Origin of the sequence: Legionella wadsworthii DSM 21896 = ATCC 33877, assembly GCF_000701265.1 — a bacterium.
In the GTDB taxonomy this organism is placed as follows: domain Bacteria; phylum Pseudomonadota; class Gammaproteobacteria; order Legionellales; family Legionellaceae; genus Legionella; species Legionella wadsworthii.
Window position 1 is genome coordinate 69992 of record NZ_JNIA01000024.1, and the last position, 23722, is coordinate 93713.

A 23722-nucleotide genomic window follows, 5' to 3' on the forward strand; every position below is an offset into this window, starting at 1 on the left:
GACTTTCTTATTCCCCAGTGCCAATATAACTATAGTTCATAAAAATGAGGGATCAAATTTGGAGGAAGTAGATTTTGTATTAAAAAAGTTCTTACAAAAGAAAGAACTTGAGTCTATATCTGAATGAAAGCCAGCAGAAGAGAATATAAAAAATAACCATTACTAAATTTGTTTCAGTGTTTTTAAAAACTTATTGGTAGAAATTTCACCAACTAATTTGAAATGATTCATTTCTTTTCCCTGCTCATCGATAAAGAGGAAAGTAGGGGGGGCTACAACCTGAAAGTAATTGAGTATGGCTTTATTGTTGGTATTATTGGCGGTGACATCTATTTTTATCACCATAAAACGGGCTAATGCTTCCTGGATACGTTGATCTTTAAAGGTTGTTGCTTCCATGACTTTACAGGATGTGCACCAGTCTGCGTAGAAATCCAACATGACAGGTTGTCCACGCGCATCCGCTATTTTTTGTTTGATGGTTTCTAAATCCTGTACTTGGGATTGAATCGTCGTGGCGTTTGCTGCTTGTACAGTTAAGGGCTGTAAGGGATTTGTTGCCCCCATGCTGGCGCCAATTAAAATCAAGAAACCGTATACTAATAAAATGAGTCCAATGCCTTGGTTAAATTTTTCTCTATGGGTCGCAGAATAGGTCAGCGCGCCACTATAAATTCCAGAAAAAATGAGCAAGCAAGCCCACGAAATCATGGTGAACAAGGAGGGGGCGATACGTGACATGAGCTCAATGGCTACGGCAATAAAAATAATGCCGAACAGTGCTTTGATGGTATTCATCCAACTGCCAGTCTCAGGCAACCATTTACCTGCAGATGTACCGATAAGCAGTAGCGGTGTACCCATTCCCAAACCGAGTACGAAGAGTGTCAGGCAGCCCAAAAGAATGTTTCCTGTTTGTGCAATATAGGTTAAGGCCCCAATCAAAGGTGCAGTGACACAAGGCGAAAGAATTAATGTTGAAAGACATCCCATTATTGCCGCCCCCCAATAATGACCGCCTCTTCGATTACTTGACCCATGTATTTTTGCTTGCCAGGAATGAGGTAATTTGAACTCATAAAACCCAAACATGGATATAGCCAATAAAAGGAAAATAAGACTGAATATGCCTATAGCCCAAGGTGATTGCATGCTAATTTGCAGATTTGCCCCTAACAAAGCCACCACTGCACCTATGATGGAATAGGTAATCGACATGCTTAATACATAGCTTAAGGAGAGAAAAAACGCTTTTCCTGTGGTAATTTCTTTACCATGTCCAATAATAATTCCGGATAACACTGGAACCATGGGCAAAATACAAGGGGTAAATGATAAAAGTAATCCAAATCCATAAAAGGAAATGAGTATAAAAAACCAGTTATGAGTAAAAAGTTCCGCTACAGCATCATTTTGGGTTTCTTCACTAACCTCAGGCTTTTCCTTGGAACTTTGTTCCAGACTGACTTTGGATAAAGCCAGATCTCCATTAATGGTCAGTGAGATTGTTTTCGTTTCAGGAGCATAGCAAAAACCATCATCAGAACAACCTTGATAATGTAAATCAATTAAGGCCTTACCGGCATTATTACCTAATATTCCGACGGGTATGGTCACCTGGTTGCGATATACTGTGTACTCATGACCCAGTTTGTCTGTTTTCTTCTCTGTTGGGGGAAACCGCAAATCCCCTAATTGAATTGCTCCATCTTTTTTAATGGTTAATTTAATCCGATCACTATAAAGAAAATAGTTGGGTTTGATCTGGAAATTGATCGCAAAAGTGTTCGGGTCTACTTTAGTTGCATTCACATGGAATACTTCTGATGCAGGAAGGGGGTTTGCATGAAGCGTTAAGGCAGTGAAGCAGCAAACGAGCAATAAAAACCATTTTTTCATTGTCAAACCTTTGGAGTACAGGGGTTAACACAAATATATACGTAACTATATCAGAACCTCATGCAGTGTGAATAAAAATTAAAATCAATTTTTTTTTGTGTTTACCCTTGAAACTTATCTCATTGGCCCCATATGCCAGTCAGTAACATTGCAAACTGACTTTATAGATTAATTAATCAGGAGATAAAAAAATGAAAATTCGTCCTTTACACGACCGAGTTGTTGTTCGTCGTATGGAAGAAGAACGTACCACAGCTGGTGGTATAGTAATTCCAGATAGCGCTACTGAAAAACCAATGCGCGGTGAAATTGTTGCTGTTGGTGCCGGTAAAATCTTGGATAACGGCGATGTTCGCGCTTTGGCTGTAAAAATCGGTGATGTTGTTCTGTTTGGCAAATACTCAGGTACCGAAGTGAAAATCGACGGTAAAGAATTGGTTGTGATGCGTGAAGACGACATCATGGGTGTAATCGAGAAGTAATCGTTTCATTAGGAGAAAGAAATAATGGCTAAAGAATTACGTTTTGGGGACGATGCTCGTCTACAAATGTTGGCTGGTGTGAATGCATTAGCTGATGCAGTACAAGTGACTATGGGACCACGTGGTCGTAATGTTGTTTTAGAAAAAGCATATGGTGCACCTACTGTAACTAAAGACGGTGTTTCTGTTGCGAAAGAAATTGAATTTGATCAACGCTTCATGAACATGGGCGCTCAAATGGTTAAAGAAGTTGCCTCTAAAACTTCTGATACTGCTGGAGACGGTACTACTACTGCAACTGTATTGGCTCGTTCAATCGTTGTTGAAGGCTACAAAGCCATTGCTGCGGGCATGAATCCAATGGATCTAAAACGCGGAATTGACAAAGCAGTCACTGCAATCACCAAAAAATTACAAACAATGTCCAAGCCTTGCAAAGACAATAAAGCAATTGCTCAAGTAGGTACTATATCTGCTAACTCTGATGAGGCAATTGGTTCTATTATTGCCAGCGCTATGGATAAAGTAGGTAAAGAAGGCGTTATTACTGTCGAAGATGGTAACGGACTTGAAAATGAATTGTCTGTTGTTGAAGGGATGCAATTTGACCGCGGTTATATTTCTCCATACTTCATCAACAACCAACAAAACATGACTTGCGAATTGGAGCATCCATTTATCCTGTTAGTGGACAAGAAAATCTCCAGCATCCGCGATATGTTGTCTGTATTGGAAGGCGTTGCAAAATCTGGCCGTCCTTTATTGATTATCGCTGAAGATGTTGAAGGCGAAGCCTTGGCAACTCTTGTTGTAAACAATATGCGTGGTATTGTTAAAGTATGTGCTGTTAAAGCACCAGGCTTCGGTGATCGTCGTAAAGCAATGTTGCAAGACATCGCAATTCTAACTCGTGGCGAAGTCATTTCTGAAGAAATTGGCAAGAGCTTGGAAGCTGCTACTTTAGAAGACTTAGGTTCTGCAAAACGAATCGTAGTTACTAAGGAAAATACAACAATTATTGATGGCGAAGGTAAAGCTGCTGACATCAATGGACGTATTGCACAAATTCGCGCTCAGATCGAAGAAACTACTTCTGATTACGATCGTGAGAAATTACAAGAGCGTGTTGCTAAACTTTCTGGCGGTGTTGCAGTGATCAAAGTGGGTGCTGCTACTGAAGTTGAAATGAAAGAGAAGAAAGCTCGCGTTGAAGATGCATTACATGCTACTCGTGCTGCTGTAGAAGAAGGTATTGTAGCTGGTGGTGGTGTTGCTTTGATCCGTGCGCAAAAAGCTCTGGATACTTTAAAAGGCGACAATGACGATCAGAACATGGGTATCAACATTCTACGTCGTGCGATTGAAGCACCAATGCGCCAGATCGTATCTAACGCTGGTTATGAAGCTTCTGTCATCGTTAACAAAGTATCTGAAAACAAAGACAACTATGGTTTCAATGCTGCTACAGGTGAATTTGGTGACATGGTTGATATGGGTATTTTGGATCCAACTAAAGTAACTCGTATGGCATTACAAAATGCTGCTTCAGTAGCAAGTTTAATGCTGACTACTGAGTGTATGGTTGCTGATTTACCTAAGAAAGATGAAGCTGGTGCTGGCGATATGGGCGGCATGGGCGGAATGGGCGGTATGGGAGGCATGGGCGGCATGATGTAAGCCTCTCTGTTACCTGTTCCTTTAAAAACCCGTCTTCTGGACGGGTTTTTTATTCTTGAGCGTAACCTGGTGTTCTGCACTTTGAATAAAAAAACCAGAGCATTTAGGTCGTGAAATCGAAACAAAATCTAGAATTTTTGCATTGTATCATCCAAAATGAAGTTAAATTACAAAAACAGGAGTAACAATGGGCGCATTAATTAAGAAACTAGAAGTGGTTTTAGCAGATACGTACGCATTGTATCTAAAAACACAAAATTATCATTGGCATGTTAAAGGACCCCAATTTAAAAGTTTGCATGAATTATTTGAAATGCAATATCAAGAATTAGCCGAAGCGGTAGATGGGATTGCTGAACGAATTTTAATTATGGGCCATAAAGCACCTGCTACGTTTACTGCCTTGAATCAATTAAAAACCATCAAAGATGGTGATTCCAGTCTGAATGCAAATGACATGGTCAATGAATTGGCAAAAGATCATGGAATTTTAGTAAAAGATTTGAATGCCGTAGTAAAAATCGCCCAAGAAGAGGCTGATGAAGGAACAGTCGCATTAATTAGTGAACGTATTGCAGCGCATGAAAAATCACGTTGGATGTTGACTGCTTCTGGGGTGTGACCTGATCAATAAGCCATTATCAATTGGAAGCCTGGGCGAAGCGAAGCGAAACCCGGGTTTTATTTTACAGGTCTGCGAGTTTTCAAGGCTTTTCCTCGCGAATCCTTAATCTACCTCCAGGTTGCTTCAATAGTATAAGGTCATTCCGGCAAAGCGATGTCATTCCTCCTCGTCTTTAATATGTTGCTTGGATGACATGTCATATACAGCAATTCCTTTTGTTTTAGATACTGGTTGATCCCAAGGAGAAGTATTAATGGCTTTTCTCCCATCATGATAGCCATGCTGTATCCGTTCCGCGATGGTTTTTTTGGAAAACTCGTAATCTTTTGAAGAAAACTCCGTTTCATCATGTTCACATAAAAAGCGAACCAGGGAAATCGTTGATTGGCGTCCCCGTTGGATACACTCTTTAATTTCTGGATTATTTTTTTCTTCTTTCGGTACATAGCGTGAAAGGAGATGAATGGAATTCTTTAATTTATGAATCTGCTGATACATTTCCACTGCTTTAGAGAAACGGCTTGAATATTCAATGTCTTTTTTACGCTTCAAGACACCATCTAAAGAGGTGGGGTGTAAACCATAAGAGTCGAATAAATGAATTGCAAAAACGAGTAAATTACGTGGTGATCGATTTTCAGACAATACATAAGTTACAGGAGAGTTACTGGAAATTCCCCCGTCCCAATAAAACTTACCCTCAATTTCAATCGCAGGGAAACCAGGGGGTAATGCGCCACTGGCCATTACATGTTCGGGTCCGATTTTGGTGTCCTTGGAATCAAAATAGACCATCTGGCCCGAGCGCACTTCAACCGAACCGAGGCTTATGCGCACTTCTTTGGAATTATTTAACCGGTCAAAATCAATTAATTGTTCAAGGGTAGATTTAAGTTCTTTGGTATCATAGAAACTTATCGTATCTGGAGCGTCATAAAAGCCCATCAGCAAGGGTGGAAAACGAGGCATAAAAAAACCAGGTTGACCAAATAATAATGTGGTTTGGGCAGAAATAAAATGCTCCAGCTTTCGACTGTATTCATTATTGAAAAGCAGACTATTCTCTACGACGTAAGGGGTTGCGATAGTGTTCCAAAATTGGTGCATTTTTTCAATGCGCACATTGGGAGGGTTACCTGCTGCTATAGCTGCATTAATTGCTCCTATGGAGGTTCCGGCAAACCAATTGGGATAATAACCTGCTTCATCCAATGCATGTAATACACCTATTTGATAAGCACCCAAAGCCCCGCCTCCTTGAAAGCAACAGGCAATGTATGGATGGAGCAACTGAATTTTATTTTTTTTTGTTACCCGCACCATTGATGTTACTCCATAAACCATCCATGACTTACTATTAATGATTGACCTGTCAATGCATTCGATTCAAAAGAAGCAAAGAATAATGCCGTTTGTGCCACATCATCGGTGGTTGTGAATTTTCCATCCACAGTATCTTTCAGCATCACATTTTTGACGACTTCTTCTTCGGAGATCCCTAACTCTTGAGCTTGCTCCGGAATTTGTTTGTCAACTAAAGGTGTGCGTACGAAACCTGGGCAAATCACATTGGCGCGAACGTTATGTTCTGCTCCTTCTTTGGCTACGACTTTGCACAAACCGATTAAACCGTGTTTTGCAGTCACATAAGGTGCTTTAAGCTTAGAGGCTTCTTTTGAATGGACTGAACCCATATAAATGACACTTCCTCCTTTGCCGGATGAATACATATGCTTTAAGCAAGCTCGTGTGGTTAAAAAGGCGCCATCCAAATGAATCGAAAGCAATTTTTTCCAATCAGAAAAAGGGAATTCAACAAGAGGATGGACTATTTGAATTCCAGCATTACTGACCAAAACATCTATCCCGCCGAAATGATCTGCCACTTCATCGACACCTTTATTGACTTCATCTTCATTGGTGACATTCATCGCGACTGCCATTGCTTCGCCGTGTTGAGACTTGATTTCTTCGGCTGCCTTTTGAGCTTGATCCAGGTTGAGATCGGCAATTGCGACTTTCGCGCCTTCTTTTGCAAATACTATGGCTATTTCTTTACCTATCCCGCTAGCAGCCCCGGTGACAATTGCTACCTTGTTTTTTAATCTCATGATGACAATCCTTGTATTATTTAATTATTGATCAATTGCTTAAAAATTCTTTTAAAAGTATAGCAATGGAAATTTAATATTGCTGTAAATTAAATATTTTTGTTTTAAACGGGTTTTAATTAAATTGTCTTAACAAAAACACCCCTGATCTATTGAAGACCAGGGGTGCAAATTTTTGTAGTTGCTGCTGGGGATTAGTAGTAATAATAAGGACGGTAATAACGACCGTAGTAATAAGCACGCCTGTCTTGATCTCGACCAATGGCATTACCTACCAGTGCGCCAGCTCCAGCACCAATAACGGTACCAACAGCACTACCTCCAGTTGCAGCATAGCCAATACCAGCTCCTGCAGCACCACCAGCAGCAGTACCTATTTGTGTCCCTGTACAACCCCCAAGCATCAATAGTGATGATCCAAATAAGGCTAAGGGAGCAATTATTTTTTTCATAGTGAACTCCTTTTTATAGTTTTTACGATTCCTACATGGATAAAGCAGAAATCAAAAGCAATTAAAATCATGCTTGCTTTATCTTCACTATGATTTTAGTACAAAAAAAATATTTAATGTAAAATTAATAACCATCAATGCATTTTGATGCATACTTTTTTGTATCCAATCTTACTCTGACCTTTATTTTCCAGTAGTATTAGAATATGAATAATAAAAACAGGGGACGGTATGTTTAAAGGAAGCATAGTAGCCTTATTAACGCCCATGAAAAACGATCAAGTTGATGTGCCTCGTTTACGCGAATTGGTTGAATTTCATATTGAAATGGGGAGTCATGGTCTTGTTGCAGCCGGTACTACGGGTGAATCGGGTACTTTATCCCATGAAGAAAAACTTTTAGTAATAAAAACAGTAGTAGAGCAGGCTAAAGAACGAATTCCTGTCATTGCAGGTACGGGTATGAATGCGACACGTGATTGCATCCAACTGACCAGGGAAGCGATGGAACAAGGGGCTCATGCCGCATTAATCATGACACCAGCATACATCAGACCCACCCAGGAAGGATTATTTCAACATTACAGTCAAGTAGCCCAAGCTGTCGCGATGCCCATCATTCTTTATAACGTGCCGACTAGAACTGCTTGTGATATGTTACCTGAAACAGTAGCTAGACTTTCTAAAATTTCTAACATTGTGGGAATCAAAGACGCTACAGGTCAAATGACGCGTCTTCAACAAATCTTACGTCTTTCTGAAGGCAGTATCGATGTATTTAGTGGGGATGATTTTACTGCGGCATCCTGGATGTTGGCTGGGGCCAAGGGAAATATTTCAGCTGCTGCGAATGTGGTTCCAAAATTAATGGCTAAATTATGTGATTGCGCTTTGGACGGTGATCATGCGGCTTGCTTACGTTTTAATGAGCAATTGATGCCATTGTATGATTTACTATTTATTGAAACCAATCCAATTGCCATCAAATGGGCAGCAAGCAGAATGGGTTTGATGGAGAATGAATTAAGGTTGCCCATGACGCATTTATCAAAAGAGCATCAGGAACCTTTGGAAAAGTTAATGAAAAGTTTGGAGTTAATTTAAGTGAAAAAGTTGTGTTTTATCCTGTTCACTGCACTGGTACTTACTGGGTGCAGTCGTTATGCCAGTAATGGTGAGAATTTATACTTAAATAGTCGGAATGGTCCCTCATTAGAGGTTCCACCACCTTTAACCAGGGATAACATAAGTAATTTTTATGATTTACCTCAACAGAACCAGGATGCACGTGTAAGTATTGCTCCACCTGTATCCTAAAGGGGTTTATTATGACACCATCAGAATCAGCTGAATTGCTTATCGTTCAGGAACTATCGCAGCGTATTGTGGAAGCGCAACGCAAGATCAGGATTCTTGATAGTATCAAATGGGATGATTCGATAAAAAAGGACTTTTTTAAAAACAAAGGGAAAAAACTTCCGTCCGTTGATAAGGAATACTATAACAAAAAACCGTTGCCTTTTGATGTGCACGAAAAGCAAGAAGAGTTTCGCATCATTTTACGCGACACGCAAAATCAATTGGGACAGTATTCTACGTTAACCCGTTTGATAAGGCGGCAGTGCGAGGAATACAGTCGCGCCACACAAATGCTCGCTGTTCGGGGTACTCCTGCATTCTCTGAATTGGCAATGGAATTGTATGGTAGTCCGAATGACGTATTTTATGCAGGTGGGCCACGAATGTCAGAGATGGGAACCTTACTCTTTGATGTATTGACTGGCCTTAGCATTCAATTGCAATCCGAAGCGGACATCAAACGTTATACGCCACAACAGGCTCAAGAAATTTTGCAAGCTCGTTTGGGGCAGTTTTTTGATAAACATCCCGGCAGAGTGACGGTGATGATCAGTGACGACATGATAGCAGATGCTTCTGCCGGAGCAGACAGTATTAAATTAAGCCAGCAAGCCATGTTTAGTGATCGCGATCTTCGTTATCTGGAGGTCCATGAAGGATGGGTGCACGTGGGAACTACGTTAAACGGCTCCATGCAACCTAATTGTTTTTTTCTTTCTAAGGGTTCCCCTTCAAGCAGTGTCATCCAGGAAGGATTGGCAGTCATTACGGAGGTTGTTACTTTTTCGTCCTATCCAAGCCGTATGTTAAAGATTACCAATCGAGTGATTGCCCTCGACATGGTTACCCGGGGGGCAGATTTTCTGGATATTTATAATTATTTCACGGATTGTGGTTTGACCGAAGAAGACAGTTACAATCAAACTGTACGTGTTTTTCGGGGAAGTACTCCTACAGGAGGACCTTTCACTAAAGATCTTTCCTATGCTAAAGGTTTTGTTCTGATTTACAATTACATACGTTATGCAATCAGCAAGAACCACGTGGATTCTATACCCCTATTGTTTACAGGAAAACTGGTTTTAGATGATTTGCCATTGCTCACTGAATTGCAAGAACGGGGAATTTTAACCAATCCAGTTTATCTCCCGCCTCCTTTTCAAGATCTTGCGGCATTAAGTGCCTGGATGAGCTTTTCTTTATATCTAAATCAATTTGATTTAAACGAAATTCAAAAGAATTTTCGTTTCTTAATCGTTTAAAACCATGAAATGTATTCACCATGGCCTGGGTTGCTTTGCTTCACCCAGGCTGCGGCTTATTGAAAATGATCAACCTGGACAGGCAAGTCTGTCACGATGCACGATAGATTCATCGTTATCACTAGGTTGTTGCGGCGCAAAGAAACGATGAGTCAAACCATAGTTTAATTTTTGCTTTGCTTGCGTCTGATCTTGTACCGCTTTGGCTAACTGAGGATTTTCTTCCACCAGCAATTGGGCTTGGCTTATGTTGTATGAATCGCCTGACTTCTTGAGCATAGCTAAATAATGAACGGCTTTTTTCAAATCGCCAGTATCATTTGAATTGCCCAAGATTTTAATCATCACCACCATTGCCGGTGTGCATCCCAAATTAGCAGCCTGACGCATGGTTTGTTTGTATTTAGCAGAGTTGGGCGGATAGACATCAGCTAAATGAAATAGAGCCATAGGATTATTCTCAATTAAAACCATTGGATTCTCTTGAGCTATAGCTTTCATCTTGGTTACTTGCTGAATCAAATCTTGTTTTAAAATCTGATTATCAGGTGTTTTTTGTATTTGCTTGACTAATTCAGCAAATTGATTATTCAAAGCTGCCATGTCCTACCCCCCAACGACTACATTCCCTTGTAGAATAAAAGATGAAGGTTAAGACAAGATTAAGGGGGGATGGTTTTACATTTTTTTTACATTATCAAAAGCAGCCCAACCTAAATGAAAGAGCATGTGGGCTAATATTGCTGTGAGGAGACCATATTGCCAAAATAAGTATCCAAAAAGAAAAGAGGTGTAAAGGTTAAGAAGAATAAGCGAATAAATAAAGCGTCGGCTTGAAGTACAACCTGCTGCTAGATAAGCAGGGAGTTGGCTTATGGCAAAGATTAATCCGCTAACCAACATTGAAAGCCATATAATCAAAACAGGATGTTGTCTTGTAAAGAGAAAAGCGAAGAAGGTAGCAAGATTCATTAAGCCCCAGCGGGCGATGACCTCCTCTACGACACCTCCATAAAGGACACAGCCATCTACTCCAAGTGCATTGCGCAAATTGGCCATAATCTCCATATTTGTTTTGGTGATGAGACGGGCCATGATTCCATAATATAGAATTAAAAAGCCCATAAGGCCAAAAAAGGAATACAATACTAAAGGCAATAAAATAGGAGTTAAAGCGCTAATTCCTGCTGAACCCTGTAACAATGCGTCTAGGAGAGAATCATGTAATCCAGTGGTTGGAGAGAGTACTGCGCCTGCAAGACTCAGTATAAAAACCATAAATAAAGTTTGTAAGATGGCATAACGGCTTAGTCTGTTTTTGAGCTCGTCAGAATTATTGGCTAATAAAAAATAGATTAAACGCTTTACAGCAATAAACACACCAGGTATAGAGAGGCAAAATAAGACAGTGATTAATGGCCAATCAATTATCATATAAAGAATTCCTTAAGTATTTGGTGCATCTTGTGAGAAAATTTCCAAATTTATCTCATACAGATGTATGCTTCGCACTTGCCTGGGAAATTTTCTTGTTCCAAGCGGAAATCATTTTGGAACCACTTCTTAAAAAAAGTGTCTCACAACCTGTTCTTAAAACCAACTATTCTAAAAAAATTGTATATTCCTGAATAAATTTACTTTTTTAATCGCAATATTATCCCTTGACTAGTACCGCGTAAAAAAATCCATCCATGTTCTGTTCACCGGGTAAAATTTGCTGGCCATTTGCTGTGGCGCGTCCACAGGTTAATGGTTCTTTTATTATGGTACAATCTGAATGAGTTTGAACAAAATTTGCAATTTGTTGCTCATTTTCAGCAGGTATTACTGAACATGTGGCGTATACCAATTTTCCGCCCCTGGACAGTAATGGCCACAGGCTATCGAGCATTCCTTGCTGGATTTTAGTAATCGATTCAATTTCTTCACTGGTCCGTAATAATTTGATATCTGAATGACGGCGGATGACACCTGTAGCAGAACAAGGCGCATCCAACAGAATACGATCAAACAACTGGCCATCCCACCATTCAGAAGGATTTAGGGCATTACCCTCAATAAGCGTTGCATGCAGCTGAAGGCGTTCCAGGTTTTCTCTTACTCTTTTTAATCGTTTAGGATCTACATCTAGACCCACGCACGCAGATAAACTGGGTTCTTTTTCCAAAATATGACAGGTTTTTCCACCCGGAGCACAGCATGCATCGAGAATTCGTAATCCGGGTTTTAAGGACAATAAAGAGGCAGCCATTTGTGCTGCTCCATCCTGAACCGAAATCCATCCTTCACTAAAGCCCGGGAGTTGCCGAACATCACAAGGATTCACCAGAGTAATTCCTTCAGAAGCGATAGGGTGAATTTTGGCATCCATTCCTTTTTCGTTTAAAGCATGTAGATATTCAGCAACCGAAATCTTTTGGAGGTTCACCCTTAAAGTCATGGGAGGATGCTTGTCATTTTCTCTGGCTATGGCTTGCCATTCATCCGGCCAGTCTTTTTGTAGCCGCTCCAATAGCCATTTAGGTTGTCCATAAATAAATAGCGGATTTTCTTGAACCTGTAACATAATATCTTTTTGTTGGCGACAATAATTCCGCAAAACGGCATTCACTAAACCCTTTGCCCAGCTTTTCTTAATTTTATCCAACAATGCCACTGTCTCTTTGACTACAGCATAATCGGGTAACTGCATAAAATGTAATTGATAAAGACCAATAAGTAGCGCAACCCAAATTTCCAGCTCTTTCGGTCTTTTTTGAACCAAATATTCTGCTAAAGTCTGTAAACGAAAATAATGGCGGCAAACGCCAAAACAGATCTCCTTGGTCATTGGCGTTACATCAGCTGATGCGGGCATAAGCTGAGATAAGGATGATTTTTCTGTCAATAACTGGGTTAAAATTTTTAAAGCATGCAGTCGTTCATTTTTATTCATTCAAATACATACCCTGCGCGAACCTGTGATTTGGGAGAATTTAGCCAATCCGCAATGGTAATTACTTTAGCACCCGGCAATTGGATTCGTTCTACAAGTATTCCTTGATCGCCGGTTGCAACTAACATCCCTTCCTTATTTATAAGGATTACTGTTCCAGGTTTTTGGCCAGAAGGGGTTGAGATCACTTTTGCCTTGTGGATCCGCAGAACGTCATCACCTAAAGTAGTAAAAGCAATGGGCCAGGGATTGAAAGCACGAATTTGACGATCAATGGATACAGCAGGTTGTTGCCAGCTGATGCGGGCATCTTCTTTGTTTATTTTATTCGCATAGGTGGCTAATTCATTCCTTTGCATTTCAGGTTTTGCGGTATGATTCGCCAATTCATCTAAAGCTTGTAACAATGGGGCTGCTGAAATTTGCGACAAGTTATCATGCAAGGTTTGTGCTGTATCGGATTCGGTAATCGGGCAGCTCACCTTATGAAGCATTGCCCCTGTATCCATGCCCACATCCATTTGCATTATCGTAACTCCAGATTCAGAATCTCCATGCAGGATGGCCGATTGAATGGGCGATGCGCCACGCCACCGAGGTAATAATGAGGCATGCACATTCACACAACCTAAAGGAGGAATATCCAAAACAGTTTTGGGTAAAATGAGTCCATAAGCGATGACCACAAGAACATCGGGTTTTAAAGAAGCAAGCTCTGCGATGGCCTCAGGATTTTTGAAATGTAGCGGTTGATAAACAGGAATCTCATGATTTAATGCCCATTCTTTTATAGCAGATGCCTGTAATTTTCTGCCGCGTCCTGCTGGGCGATCGGGTTGGGTATAAACTGCTTGGATGGAATGCCTGGAATTGAATAACGTTTCAAGGCAAGGCAAACCAAATTCGGGGGTTCCAGCGAAAACAATATTTAATTTATTCATATCAACTACTTATTTGGGGACACAGAGGGTTATGAATTTCAGGATAATTGACAATCCTATGCATCACCTGCGCGCCTTAAGGCGTTTGTATTTATCGAGCTTTTTTCGTGCCATGGCTTTTTTTAATGGAGAGAGCAGATCAATAAACAGCTTGCCATTCATGTGATCGATTTCATGTTGTAAACATTCAGCGAGCAATCCTTCGGCTTTAATTTCAAATGGTGTACCATTTCTATCCAAGGCTTTCACGGTCACTTTTTCTGCGCGTATGACTGTATCGTAAGCTCCAGGAACAGAGAGACAGCCTTCTTCAAACTTTTTTTCACCTTCAGAAGCAATAATTTCGGGATTAATGATCACCAATTGGTTTTGTTTGTCCCCAACAATATCAATCACCGATAGACGCAAACCTATACCAATTTGCGGCGCTGCAAGTCCAACTCCACGCGCATCGTACATGGTATCGAACATATCCTCGATAAGCTTTTGTAACTTATCATCAAATTGAACAACCGGTTTTGCTACTTCTCTTAATCGAGGGTCAGGTAAATATAGAATCGTATGAATAGCCATTGTTTATCTGGTTCTCTGCACAAAAATTATGGTAATATTATCCTTTATCTGGTGAAAGGCTGCAAGATATTCCAACAAAGGATTGACTCTAATGAGATTGCTTCTCTTTTTATTGTTCTTTTTTTTCTCGACTTTGCCCTATGCTTTTAGCTTAAAATCCGATGCTCCAGAGCGCTATGTGGTACAACCCGGGGATACCTTATGGAGTATAGCCAGTCAGTATTTGCATAACCCATGGGAGTGGAAGGAACTTTGGCATGCCAATCCTAAAATAAAGAACCCCAATCGTTTGTATCCAGGGGCAGTTCTCATTTTAGCATATGCGCAAAATAACCCGTTCATCAAAGTGCTGTCCAATGGTACCATCAAATTATCTCCCAATGTGCGCCCATTACCTTTAGATGATCCAATCCCCGCGATTCCGTTGAATGATATTAAACCTTTTTTGAATGAATCCCTGATACTCGATCAAGATGCAGTCAGTCTGGCTCCTTATATTGTGTCTTTAGTAGGAGAACACATGCTGGGTGGACAAGGCGATAAAGCTTATGTGAAAGGGTTACATCCTTCGAAACAACTACCCGTGGGAGGAGTTCCTTCCTATTCTATTTTCAGGGGGGGAAAAAATTATGTGGATCCCAAAACAAAAGAGCTTTTAGGCTATCGCGCAGATTTGGTGGGATATGCTGAATTACTTGCAGGAGGGGAGCCTGCAACGATTTTATTAACGAGTATTCATCAAGGCATTAAAATACTGGATAGTGTTCTTATCAACAATAGTCCAGAATTCAATGTCGATTTTGTTCCTAAAGCGCCTCTATTTAAAGTGAGAGGTTCTATCATAGATATGCCCAATGGGATGCCCAGTGGAAATGTTGAGGAGGCGGTAGGAGGAGTTGCTGTCATTAGTCTGGGGGCTCGAGATGGATTAGAAGCTGGAGATGTTTTAGGGATTTATAAGGAATCCCGTAAAATCCAGGATCCAAAAAGACCGTTATACCCAATCCGATTGCCCCCAGAGCGTATTGGTGAACTGATGGTTTTTCGAGTATTCACCAAGGCCAGTTTTGCTTTGATTGTTCGCTCAACTCGACCTGTTTATTTATTATATCCTGTGACCAATCCATGAATAATTTAGCGTATTATCTTGCATTCAATCGTATGGAAAAAGTTGGACCGCGTACTGTTGCAAAATTAAAGACACGTTGGCCTGATTTACGACCACTCTTTGAACACTCAGTCAACGAACTGATACAGGAAGGCTTATCTTCTTCTTTGGCCCAGACCATCGCTGAATTTGATCTCAATTTAGTTCAAGAAGATCTTAAGTGGCTAGCTCAGGCTGAGGATCATCATATACTCACCTGGGATTCAGCAGAATATCCAGCAATTCTAAAAGAAATTACTGATCCTCCCATTGTTTTATATGCAAAAGGGCAACTTGCCTGCTTGAATGCGCCCAAATTGGCTATAGTGGGTAGCCGCAATCCCACAGTGACAGGTTCTGAAAATGCACGACAATTTGCCAAGGCAATTGCATCCCATGGAGTGGCTATTGTGAGTGGTTTGGCTTTAGGCATTGATGCCCAGGCGCATCAGGGATGTTTGGAGTCATCAGGTCAAACCATTGCGGTAATGGGTACTGGAATCGATCGAATTTATCCTCAACGACATAGCGTATTGGCACAAAAAATTACTAAAAATGGGCTGTTGATGAGTGAATTTCCACTAAGAAGCCCTCCTATCGCTGGACATTTCCCCCGAAGAAATCGTATAATAAGTGGTTTGTCATTGTGCATATTGGTTGTTGAGTCAGCAATCAAGAGTGGTTCTTTAATTACGGCACGAATGGCCTTGGAGCAAAACCGGGATGTTTTAGCGATCCCGGGCTCCATTCACAATCCTCTGGCTCGAGGGTGTCATTACCTATTGCAGCAAGGAGCCAAATTAGTCACTTCAGTTGCTGATGTTCTTGAAGAGTTGCAGATTGATTCAGAACAACAAACAGCTGATAAAGCTATTTTACCTCTTGCCAGCGAGAATAAAAACCTAGTAAAGTTCATTGGCTTTGAAATGACTACTGTGGATCAGATCATTTTACGTAGTGGATGCACCATTGAGCAAGTCACTTGTGAGCTTGCAGAATTAGAATTGAATGGGGCTGTTGTATCGGTGCCCGGTGGCTATATGAGGTGTTAGTATATGAAAGATAACTTATTTGAAATGTTATTGAGTTTATTTGAAAAAAGTCTTACCCAGCTGCAAAAAAGCCATAAAACTGCTGATCAGGATGCTACGGAACAATTGAGTGATGATGAGGACTCTGCTTCGGAGAACCAGGTATTGCATTTAAAACCGCAACAGCATACTTCCACACGAGTCTTTACCTATGATGAGCAAATGAAATTGACTAAAGCCAGCTACCAATTTCTTATGCGCATGAGATTATGGGATATACTAAACCCAGAATCCTTTGAAATGATTCTAAATCAATTGCAATTTTCTGAGTCTCGGATTGTGACGCTTCAAGAGACTAAATGGACCATCAGAAATGCTTTAGCGAATACTTTAAATGAAGAGCAGCTTTCTTTTCTTGATTTGGTTCTTTATCAATCAGAAGAAGAATTTATATTACATTAAAATCATCGATTTTACTGCCAGAAATTGTTGATATTTATATTCCGCATCATGTCCGTCCTTGTGTTACAGTTCGGACATTTTGGTGCTTAGGGATTAAGTAAAAAGGATAAGGTTAACGTTACTATGAGTAAACATTTGGTGATTGTTGAGTCACCCGCCAAAGCAAAGACCATTCAAAAATATTTAGGCAATGATTATGAGGTAGTGGCCTCATATGGACATGTCCGAGATTTGCCGGCGCGTAAAGGCTCGGTTAACCCCGAAAACCATTTTGCAATGACCTATGCGCCAATTGAAAAGAATGCACGGCATATTGAAACCATTGCAAAAATGCTCAAAAAGTCAGATTCCTTATTGCTCGCAACGGACCCTGATCGAGAAGGTGAGGCCATTTCCTGGCATATTTATGAATTGATGAAAGAAAAAAATCTAACAAAAGACAAACCCATACACCGGATTTTTTTCAATGAAATTACGAAATCAGCCATTCAAGAGGCTGTTAATAATCCTCGTTCCATTTCTATGGATCTCGTCAACGCGCAGCAAGCGCGACGTGCACTAGATTACCTGGTAGGTTTTAATCTATCGCCATTATTATGGAAGAAAGTGAGAAGGGGGCTTTCCGCAGGACGAGTTCAAAGTCCGGCACTGCGTCTCATCGTAGAGCGTGAAGAAGAAATCGAACGTTTTATACCTCAAGAATATTGGAAAATATTGGCTGAATGTCTGCATGAAAAGGTATCCTTTGAAGCACGCTTGACTCATTATAACAATGAAAAACTTCAGCAATTTACAGTAAACAAGGAAGAACAGGCGCAACAAATAAAAGAAAATTTAATTCGAGAAGCAAAAGGCAATTTAATTGTCACACAAATTGAAAAAAAGCAACGCAAAAGAAAACCCTCTCCTCCTTTTATCACTTCGACATTACAACAAGAAGCTGCGCGAAAATTAGGGTTTACTGCTCGAAAATCCATGATGGTTGCCCAACAACTGTACGAAGGGATTGATATAGGTACGGGTACTGTGGGGCTTATCACCTACATGCGAACCGATTCGGTTAACTTATCCGCAGAGGCAATAGAAGAAACGCGTCAATACATCAGTGGCCGATATGGTCCCGACAATTGTCCTGCAAGCCCAAGAATTTACAAAACCAAATCTAAAAATGCTCAAGAAGCACATGAGGCCATCCGGCCTACCTCAATAAAACGTACGCCTGAAATGGTTCAATCTGCTTTAACTGCCGATCAATACAAACTCTATAGCTTGATTTGGAAGCGTACAGTAGCTTGTCAGATGGCAGATGCAATATTAGATACGGTTGCTGTAGATTTAAGTTGCGGAGAAGGCAATTTATTCCGTGCCAATGGATCAACAATCACTTTCCCTGGTTTTCTTGCGGTATATGAGGAAGGTCGCGATGATACCAAAGAAGACGACAATGAAGGGCTTTTACTTCCGGCATTGACTGTGGGTGAAAAAGTCAAAGTTCAAGATATAGTAGCCAATCAGCATTTCACGGAACCGCCGCCTAGATATTCGGAAGCCACTTTGGTTAAAGCTTTGGAAGAGTATGATATTGGCCGTCCCTCTACTTACGCATCGATTATTCATACATTACAACAGCGCGAGTATGTGATAGTAGATAAGAAAAGATTCTTTCCTACGGATGTTGGACGTATAGTGAACCGTTTCTTAACTGGATATTTCACACGTTATGTGGACTACAAATTTACAGCAGAACTTGAAGATACTTTAGATGCCATATCACGCGGTGAAAAAGAATGGATCCCCGTTTTAGAAGAATTTTGGCAACCTTTTGTACAACAAATCCAAACGATAGATCAGCAAGTACAGCGTAAGGATGTAACCTCGGAAATTTTAGAGGATAAGTGCCCTAAATGCGGAAAACCCTTATCTATCCGATTAGGTAAACGCGGACGCTTTATTGGGTGTACCGGATATCCTGAATGTGACTACACCCAAGATATAGCAGGACAAGATAATGAAAAGAATGAGCCTGAGGTGGTTGAGGGGCGAGTTTGCCCTGAATGCTCCAGCCCTTTGCATATCAAAGCCGGGCGTTATGGCCGTTTCATCGGCTGCAGTAATTATCCTCACTGCAAGCACATGGAACCCATAGAGAAACCAGCTGATACCGGCGTTGAGTGTCCCAAATGCCATGAAGCAAAAATTTTACAGCGTAAATCAAGAAAGGGAAAAATTTTCTATTCATGTGGCAATTACCCTAAATGCAATTATGCATTATGGAACGAACCTATAGATCAATCCTGCCCGAAATGTAGTTGGCCCATTTTAACCGTTAAGGAAAGCAAAAAATTTGGCCGCCAGATTCTTTGCCCACAAGAAGGGTGCGGCTATTCCGCTAAGGATGAAACCGAATAATCAGGATGCATTTTAATAACCTGGGCTATGGAATTACTTCATAACCCAGGAAAAGAATCAATAATAATAATCAACAGCAGTTGTAGTGACACCCACTGGCGCTACAGAATAAGAATAAACTGGAACCGTCTCAACAGCTGGGGCTACAACTCGAGTCACCGAGACAGGTTGATATCGAACAACGGGTTTGTAAGTGACTACAGGCTTGTAGGTCACAGCAGATGTATAAGAAATTACCGGTGTGTAGGATGGTGTGTATTTAACTGCACGGTCACAGCAACATCCTGTCGTTAAAATGACACTACCTAACAGAATAATCCATTTCATTATGAAGTCTCCTTTAGTGGAAGCCCACAAAAGAATTGTAGATTAATTGATCAACTAACTCAAGAATTGCTCACTTAAAGTTTCTAACGCCTACCTGATTTCGATAGATTTCTCAATGCTAATTCCTCAGCTCACATGGTGCGAGTTATTTCTAAGCCAGAGTTATTTGAGCTCAAATCAGATCCCGCGGACAAGCCGCGGGACTTAGGATTTCGAAGATAAGCCCGAGCTGCGCCTCCAACCTCAGATAATGAATCAAAAGCTGCTCTCTAATCACTGATGAATCAGTTACTACTCGGCCCAAGCTCGATGAATCAAAAGCTGCTCTCCTAATCACTAATGAATCAGTTACTACTGGGCTCAAGCTCGATGAATTAAAGGCTGTTCTCCCTAGGCACTCATGAATCAATCACAACTCTCTCCCACGTCCCGCGGCTTGTCCGCGGGATCCATGAATCAATGACCTTTGCATTGATGTGACAAACCCAATCTTCCTGTTCATTTTGAATCGGTATATACTCACATCTTCTTCTAGAAATAACTCAAACAGGATGTCATGATGTTAGACAGGGCCATTGTAGTTGATGAGCAATTTTTAAATCGAATCAAGAAAGCAGATTTTCCAAAACCCCGAAGTTCGATGAGTCCGGAAACGGCGGAATTGGATAAGAAAACGGCCATTGATCTCTTTGATTCCCAAATCAAATCCCGTCTTCTTGATTTAATTGCCAGGCAGCTCAAAGAAAAGGGTTTGTCTTTCTATACTATCGGCAGCAGTGGGCATGAAGGAAATGCTGTTTGGGGGCAAGTTTTTCGCCCGGATGATATGGCTTTTTTGCATTATCGAAGTGGTGCATTTTATTTACAGAGGGCTAAGAAATTACAAGGAGTTGATGGGGTTCGAGATATTTTATTGTCCTTAGTCGCGGCATCGACAGATCCTATTTCAGGGGGACGCCATAAAGTTTTCGGCAGTGTTCCATTAACCATTCCTCCTCAAACTTCCACTATCGCCTCCCATCTACCTAAAGCTTTAGGAACCGCATTATCGATAACTCGTGCAAAAGAATTGAAAATTAAAAGTCAGTTAAATCCAGACTCAGTCATTATTTGCACTTTTGGTGATGCATCAACCAACCATGCTTCAGCTCAAGCGACTTTAAATACCTGCTCATGGATTTCTCAGCAAAATTATCCTTTACCCATTGTATTCATTTGTGAAGACAACGGAATAGGAATATCAGTGCCCACACCTGCTGACTGGATAGAGCGTTCTATTGGGTCTCGACCTGGCATAAACTATATTGCCTGTGATGGTTTGAACCTTGCTGATGCTTATGCAACTGCACAGGAGGCGGAATATTTAGCCCGCGTGAAAAAGCAGCCCGTATTCTTGCATATGCGCTGTGTGCGTTTATTAGGTCACGCTGGTTCAGATATTGAATCACAATATTCTACCCAGGCAGAAATAGAGGCAAGGGAAGCACAAGATCCTTTATTACATACTGCAGGTCTTCTTTACCGTGAAGGGTGGATGGGTATCGAAGACATGTTGAGTCTTTACCAAAGTAATAAAGATTTAATCGAGGCCAAAGCAGTGGATGCAATCAGGCAACCTAAGCTATCGAGTGCTGAAGAGGTTATGTCCTCATTGATACCGAAGATGGCGAAGAAAGAGGCATTTCCTCTACCCAGTGAAGAAGTAAGGGAAAAAACTTTCCTTAATACTTTTCCTCAGTTAAAACAAAAAAGAAATTTATGCCAACAGATTAATTTTGCATTAACTGATTTGATGCTCCAATACCCTAATATGGTGGTATTTGGTGAGGATGTGGGTAAAAAAGGGGGTGTTTATCGAGTCACGGCTGACTTGCAGGCACGTTTTGGTCGACGTCGTGTATTTGATACAATTCTGGATGAAACGACGATATTAGGTACTGCCATTGGTATGGCGCATAATGGATTTATCCCGGTTCCAGAAATCCAGTTTTTAGCCTATTTGCATAATGCAGAAGATCAATTACGCGGGGAAGCGTCTACCTTATCTTTTTTCTCAAGCGGTCAATATCAAAATCCTATGGTCGTTCGCATCGCTTCGTTGGCTTATCAAAAAGGATTTGGAGGCCACTTTCATAATGACAATTCCATTGCGGTATTAAGAGATCTGCCGGGGGTAATCGTTGCATGTCCTTCTAATGGGCCTGATGCAGCAAAAATGTTACGTACTTGCATCCGCCTTGCTCATGAGGAAGGCAGAGTGGGTGTATTTTTGGAGCCTATTGCTTTATATATGACCAAAGATTTACATGCTCCTGGCGATAATGGATGGCTCTTTCATTATCCAGCACCCGATGCAATGATTGCGCCAGGAGAAGTGGGTGTTTTTGGAGATGGGGCAACTGTTATTTTGACTTATGGTAATGGGTATTATCTGTCACGCCAAGCGGCAAAGGTATTGCAGGAAGATCATAAAATTCCAGTAAAAATTGTCGACATCCGTTGGCTTAGCCCCTTACCCGTAAAAGGAATTTTAAAAGAGTTAACTAAAGCCAAACAGGTATTAATTGTAGATGAGGGCAGACAAAGTGGATCCATCAGCGAAGGCTTGATGACTTTGCTATTGGAGGAAGCCTCATCCAGGTTGAAAGTGAGACGTATTACTGGTAAAGATTGCTTTATTCCCTTAGGTAATGCTTGGCAATATTTATTACCGAGTAAAGAAAGTATTATTGATGCCGTAATTGCGTTACAGTCAGATAAAAGGGAGAAAGAAAGTGGACGACTTGTTGTTTCTTGATGAGCAGTTAAATAGTGATGAACGAATGATACGCGATAGTGTGGCGCGTTTCGTGAGTAATGATGTGATGCCCTTAATGGCTGAATCATTTGAACATGCGCAATTTCCTCGCGAGCTTATTAAAAAATCTGCTGAAATGGGTTTATTGGGTTTGACCTTACCCGCAGAATACGGGGGGGCTGAAGCTTCCTATGTCGCATATGGCTTAGTGTGTCAGGAATTAGAGCGCGGGGATAGCGGATTACGAAGTTTTGTTTCCGTACAAAGTTCTTTATGTATGTTTCCAATTTTTCGTTTTGGTTCTGAGGAACAACGCGTGCGCTTTTTACCTGGGATGGCAGCAGGGGACATCATTGGCTGTTTTGGCCTGACTGAGCCTGATTTCGGTTCCGATCCAGCTGGCATGAGAACGACTGCGAAGAAAGTAAAAGGTGGCTGGAGCTTGAGTGGTGCCAAAATGTGGATCACCAATTCCCCCATTGCGGATATTGCAATCGTTTGGGCAAAAACGGATGAAGGAATCCGTGGTTTTATTGTAGATACACAATCTGAAGGATTGTCGCGTCCTGAAATCAAACTCAAAATGTCTTTACGCGCTTCCATCACAGGGGAGTTGGTATTTGACAATGTTTTTGTTCCTGATGAAAATTTTCTTCCCGGAAGTGAAAAAGGCATAGGGGCTCCGTTAAGTTGTTTAAGCCAGGCACGTTACGGCATTGCGTGGGGCGCTATGGGCGCTGCTATGGCATGTTTTGATATCACTCGTGACTATTTGCTCGAACGCAAACAATTTAATAAGCCTTTGGCATCATTCCAGCTCATTCAGAAAGATCTGGCAGAGATGTATACTGAAATAATTAAAGCACAATGCCTTAATTTACAGATCGGCCGAATAAAAGATGATCATCGTGAAAGTCCCGTGATGATTTCGCTTGCTAAAGGAAATGCATGTCGTGAAGCATTGAATATCGCAAGGAAATGCAGGAATCTATTAGGAGCAAATGGAATCAGCCTTGAATATCATGTGATTCGTCACATGCTTAATTTAGAATCAGTATTTACTTACGAGGGTACGGATAATGTTCATACTTTAGTACTAGGAAAGCATATTACTGGAATTAATGCTTTTGCTTAAACCAGGCACTTAAACGGTTAAGGCACTTGATCAATGGCTTCATTGTAATCCAGATGATTGAATCTGGGTTACATTCTTCTGAGGTAGTTGCAGTCATC

Annotated in this window: 22 protein-coding genes; 12 read left to right on the plus strand and 10 right to left on the minus strand. The window is 41.0% G+C overall.

The genetic code is table 11. From position 1 onward, the window contains the following. Positions 1–162 precede the first annotated feature (162 nt). On the minus strand, positions 163–1899 hold the full coding sequence (gene dsbD, locus BU07_RS0103995) for a protein-disulfide reductase DsbD (RefSeq protein ID WP_031563818.1): 1737 nt from the start codon (positions 1897–1899) through the stop codon (positions 163–165). Between the two features lie 191 nt (positions 1900–2090). Here dsbD and groES point away from each other — a divergent pair, with 191 nt between their 5' ends. From groES to BU07_RS0104010, 3 genes are all read left to right on the plus strand, one after another. Then, positions 2091–2381: a co-chaperone GroES gene (gene groES / locus BU07_RS0104000; protein ID WP_031563819.1), complete on the plus strand. Its 291-nt coding sequence runs from the start codon at positions 2091–2093 to the stop codon at positions 2379–2381. 24 nt (positions 2382–2405) lie between these two features. After that, entirely contained in the window at positions 2406–4058 is a 1653-nt protein-coding gene (gene groL, locus BU07_RS0104005) for a chaperonin GroEL (protein ID WP_031563820.1), read from the plus strand. 187 nt (positions 4059–4245) lie between these two features. Then, the gene (locus BU07_RS0104010) at positions 4246–4680 is read left to right on the plus strand and encodes a Dps family protein (protein WP_031563821.1); all 435 of its coding nucleotides are present in this window, start codon (positions 4246–4248) and stop codon (positions 4678–4680) included. Between the two features lie 159 nt (positions 4681–4839). Here BU07_RS0104010 and BU07_RS0104015 read toward each other — a convergent pair whose 3' ends face one another. From BU07_RS0104015 to BU07_RS0104025, 3 genes are all read right to left on the minus strand, one after another. Then, on the minus strand, positions 4840–6006 hold the full coding sequence (locus BU07_RS0104015; protein ID WP_031563822.1) for a patatin-like phospholipase family protein: 1167 nt from the start codon (positions 6004–6006) through the stop codon (positions 4840–4842). Positions 6007–6011: 5 nt separating this feature from the next. Beyond that, entirely contained in the window at positions 6012–6794 is a 783-nt protein-coding gene (locus tag BU07_RS0104020; RefSeq protein ID WP_031563823.1) for a 3-hydroxybutyrate dehydrogenase, read from the minus strand. 194 nt (positions 6795–6988) lie between these two features. Continuing rightward, positions 6989–7246 (minus strand): glycine zipper domain-containing protein, encoded by a 258-nt coding sequence (locus BU07_RS0104025; RefSeq protein ID WP_031563824.1) that lies wholly within the window; start codon positions 7244–7246, stop codon positions 6989–6991. Between the two features lie 231 nt (positions 7247–7477). On the opposite strand from BU07_RS0104025, the gene dapA reads away from it, so the two are divergent. Genes dapA through BU07_RS0104040 form a run of 3 tightly spaced genes read left to right on the plus strand, consistent with a single transcriptional unit; the run spans position 7478 to position 9867 of the window. Beyond that, positions 7478–8350: a 4-hydroxy-tetrahydrodipicolinate synthase gene (gene dapA, locus BU07_RS0104030; protein WP_031563825.1), complete on the plus strand. Its 873-nt coding sequence runs from the start codon at positions 7478–7480 to the stop codon at positions 8348–8350. Next, positions 8351–8563, plus strand: a complete 213-nt coding sequence (locus BU07_RS0104035; protein WP_031563826.1) for a hypothetical protein — start codon at positions 8351–8353, stop codon at positions 8561–8563. A gap of 11 nt (positions 8564–8574) precedes the next feature. Continuing rightward, positions 8575–9867: a flavohemoglobin expression-modulating QEGLA motif protein gene (locus tag BU07_RS0104040; RefSeq protein WP_031563827.1), complete on the plus strand. Its 1293-nt coding sequence runs from the start codon at positions 8575–8577 to the stop codon at positions 9865–9867. A 69-nt stretch (positions 9868–9936) separates the two neighbouring features. On the opposite strand, the gene BU07_RS0104045 is transcribed toward BU07_RS0104040, so the two are convergent. From BU07_RS0104045 to def, 5 genes are all read right to left on the minus strand, one after another. After that, positions 9937–10470: a hypothetical protein gene (locus tag BU07_RS0104045; protein ID WP_031563828.1), complete on the minus strand. Its 534-nt coding sequence runs from the start codon at positions 10468–10470 to the stop codon at positions 9937–9939. Positions 10471–10545: 75 nt separating this feature from the next. Further along, positions 10546–11301 (minus strand): CPBP family intramembrane metalloprotease, encoded by a 756-nt coding sequence (locus BU07_RS0104050; RefSeq protein WP_031563829.1) that lies wholly within the window; start codon positions 11299–11301, stop codon positions 10546–10548. 220 nt (positions 11302–11521) lie between these two features. Beyond that, positions 11522–12802 (minus strand): 16S rRNA (cytosine(967)-C(5))-methyltransferase RsmB, encoded by a 1281-nt coding sequence (rsmB, locus tag BU07_RS0104060; RefSeq protein WP_031563830.1) that lies wholly within the window; start codon positions 12800–12802, stop codon positions 11522–11524. Further along, a complete protein-coding gene (gene fmt / locus BU07_RS0104065) occupies positions 12799–13743 on the minus strand; it encodes a methionyl-tRNA formyltransferase (protein ID WP_031563831.1) in 945 nt (314 codons plus the stop codon). Before fmt ends, rsmB begins: the two co-directional genes overlap by 4 nt. Positions 13744–13806: 63 nt before the next feature. Next, positions 13807–14316, minus strand: coding sequence for a peptide deformylase (gene def / locus BU07_RS0104070; RefSeq protein ID WP_031563832.1), 510 nt, complete (start codon positions 14314–14316; stop codon positions 13807–13809). A 91-nt stretch (positions 14317–14407) separates the two neighbouring features. On the opposite strand from def, the gene BU07_RS0104075 reads away from it, so the two are divergent. The 4 genes from BU07_RS0104075 (at position 14408) to topA (ending at position 19365) form a co-directional block, all read left to right on the plus strand. Next, the gene (locus tag BU07_RS0104075) at positions 14408–15445 is read left to right on the plus strand and encodes a LysM peptidoglycan-binding domain-containing protein (protein WP_031563833.1); all 1038 of its coding nucleotides are present in this window, start codon (positions 14408–14410) and stop codon (positions 15443–15445) included. After that, complete coding sequence (gene dprA / locus BU07_RS0104080) at positions 15442–16515, plus strand: DNA-processing protein DprA (protein WP_031563834.1); 1074 nt, start codon at positions 15442–15444, stop codon at positions 16513–16515. Before BU07_RS0104075 ends, dprA begins: the two co-directional genes overlap by 4 nt. 3 nt (positions 16516–16518) lie before the next feature. Continuing rightward, positions 16519–16956, plus strand: coding sequence for a DUF494 family protein (locus BU07_RS0104085; RefSeq protein ID WP_031563835.1), 438 nt, complete (start codon positions 16519–16521; stop codon positions 16954–16956). Between the two features lie 123 nt (positions 16957–17079). Further along, positions 17080–19365, plus strand: a complete 2286-nt coding sequence (gene topA, locus BU07_RS0104090) for a type I DNA topoisomerase (protein WP_031563836.1) — start codon at positions 17080–17082, stop codon at positions 19363–19365. Positions 19366–19422: 57 nt separating this feature from the next. Here the strand turns inward: topA and BU07_RS0104095 are convergent, their stop codons facing one another. Then, positions 19423–19692 (minus strand): hypothetical protein, encoded by a 270-nt coding sequence (locus BU07_RS0104095; protein ID WP_031563837.1) that lies wholly within the window; start codon positions 19690–19692, stop codon positions 19423–19425. A 559-nt stretch (positions 19693–20251) separates the two neighbouring features. Between BU07_RS0104095 and BU07_RS0104100 the strand changes: the two genes are divergently transcribed. Both BU07_RS0104100 and BU07_RS0104105 read left to right on the plus strand, forming a co-directional pair. Further along, positions 20252–22489, plus strand: coding sequence for a dehydrogenase E1 component subunit alpha/beta (locus tag BU07_RS0104100; protein WP_031563838.1), 2238 nt, complete (start codon positions 20252–20254; stop codon positions 22487–22489). Continuing rightward, complete coding sequence (locus BU07_RS0104105; protein ID WP_031563839.1) at positions 22467–23624, plus strand: acyl-CoA dehydrogenase family protein; 1158 nt, start codon at positions 22467–22469, stop codon at positions 23622–23624. Before BU07_RS0104100 ends, BU07_RS0104105 begins: the two co-directional genes overlap by 23 nt. The last annotated feature ends 98 nt before the right edge of the window (positions 23625–23722 follow it).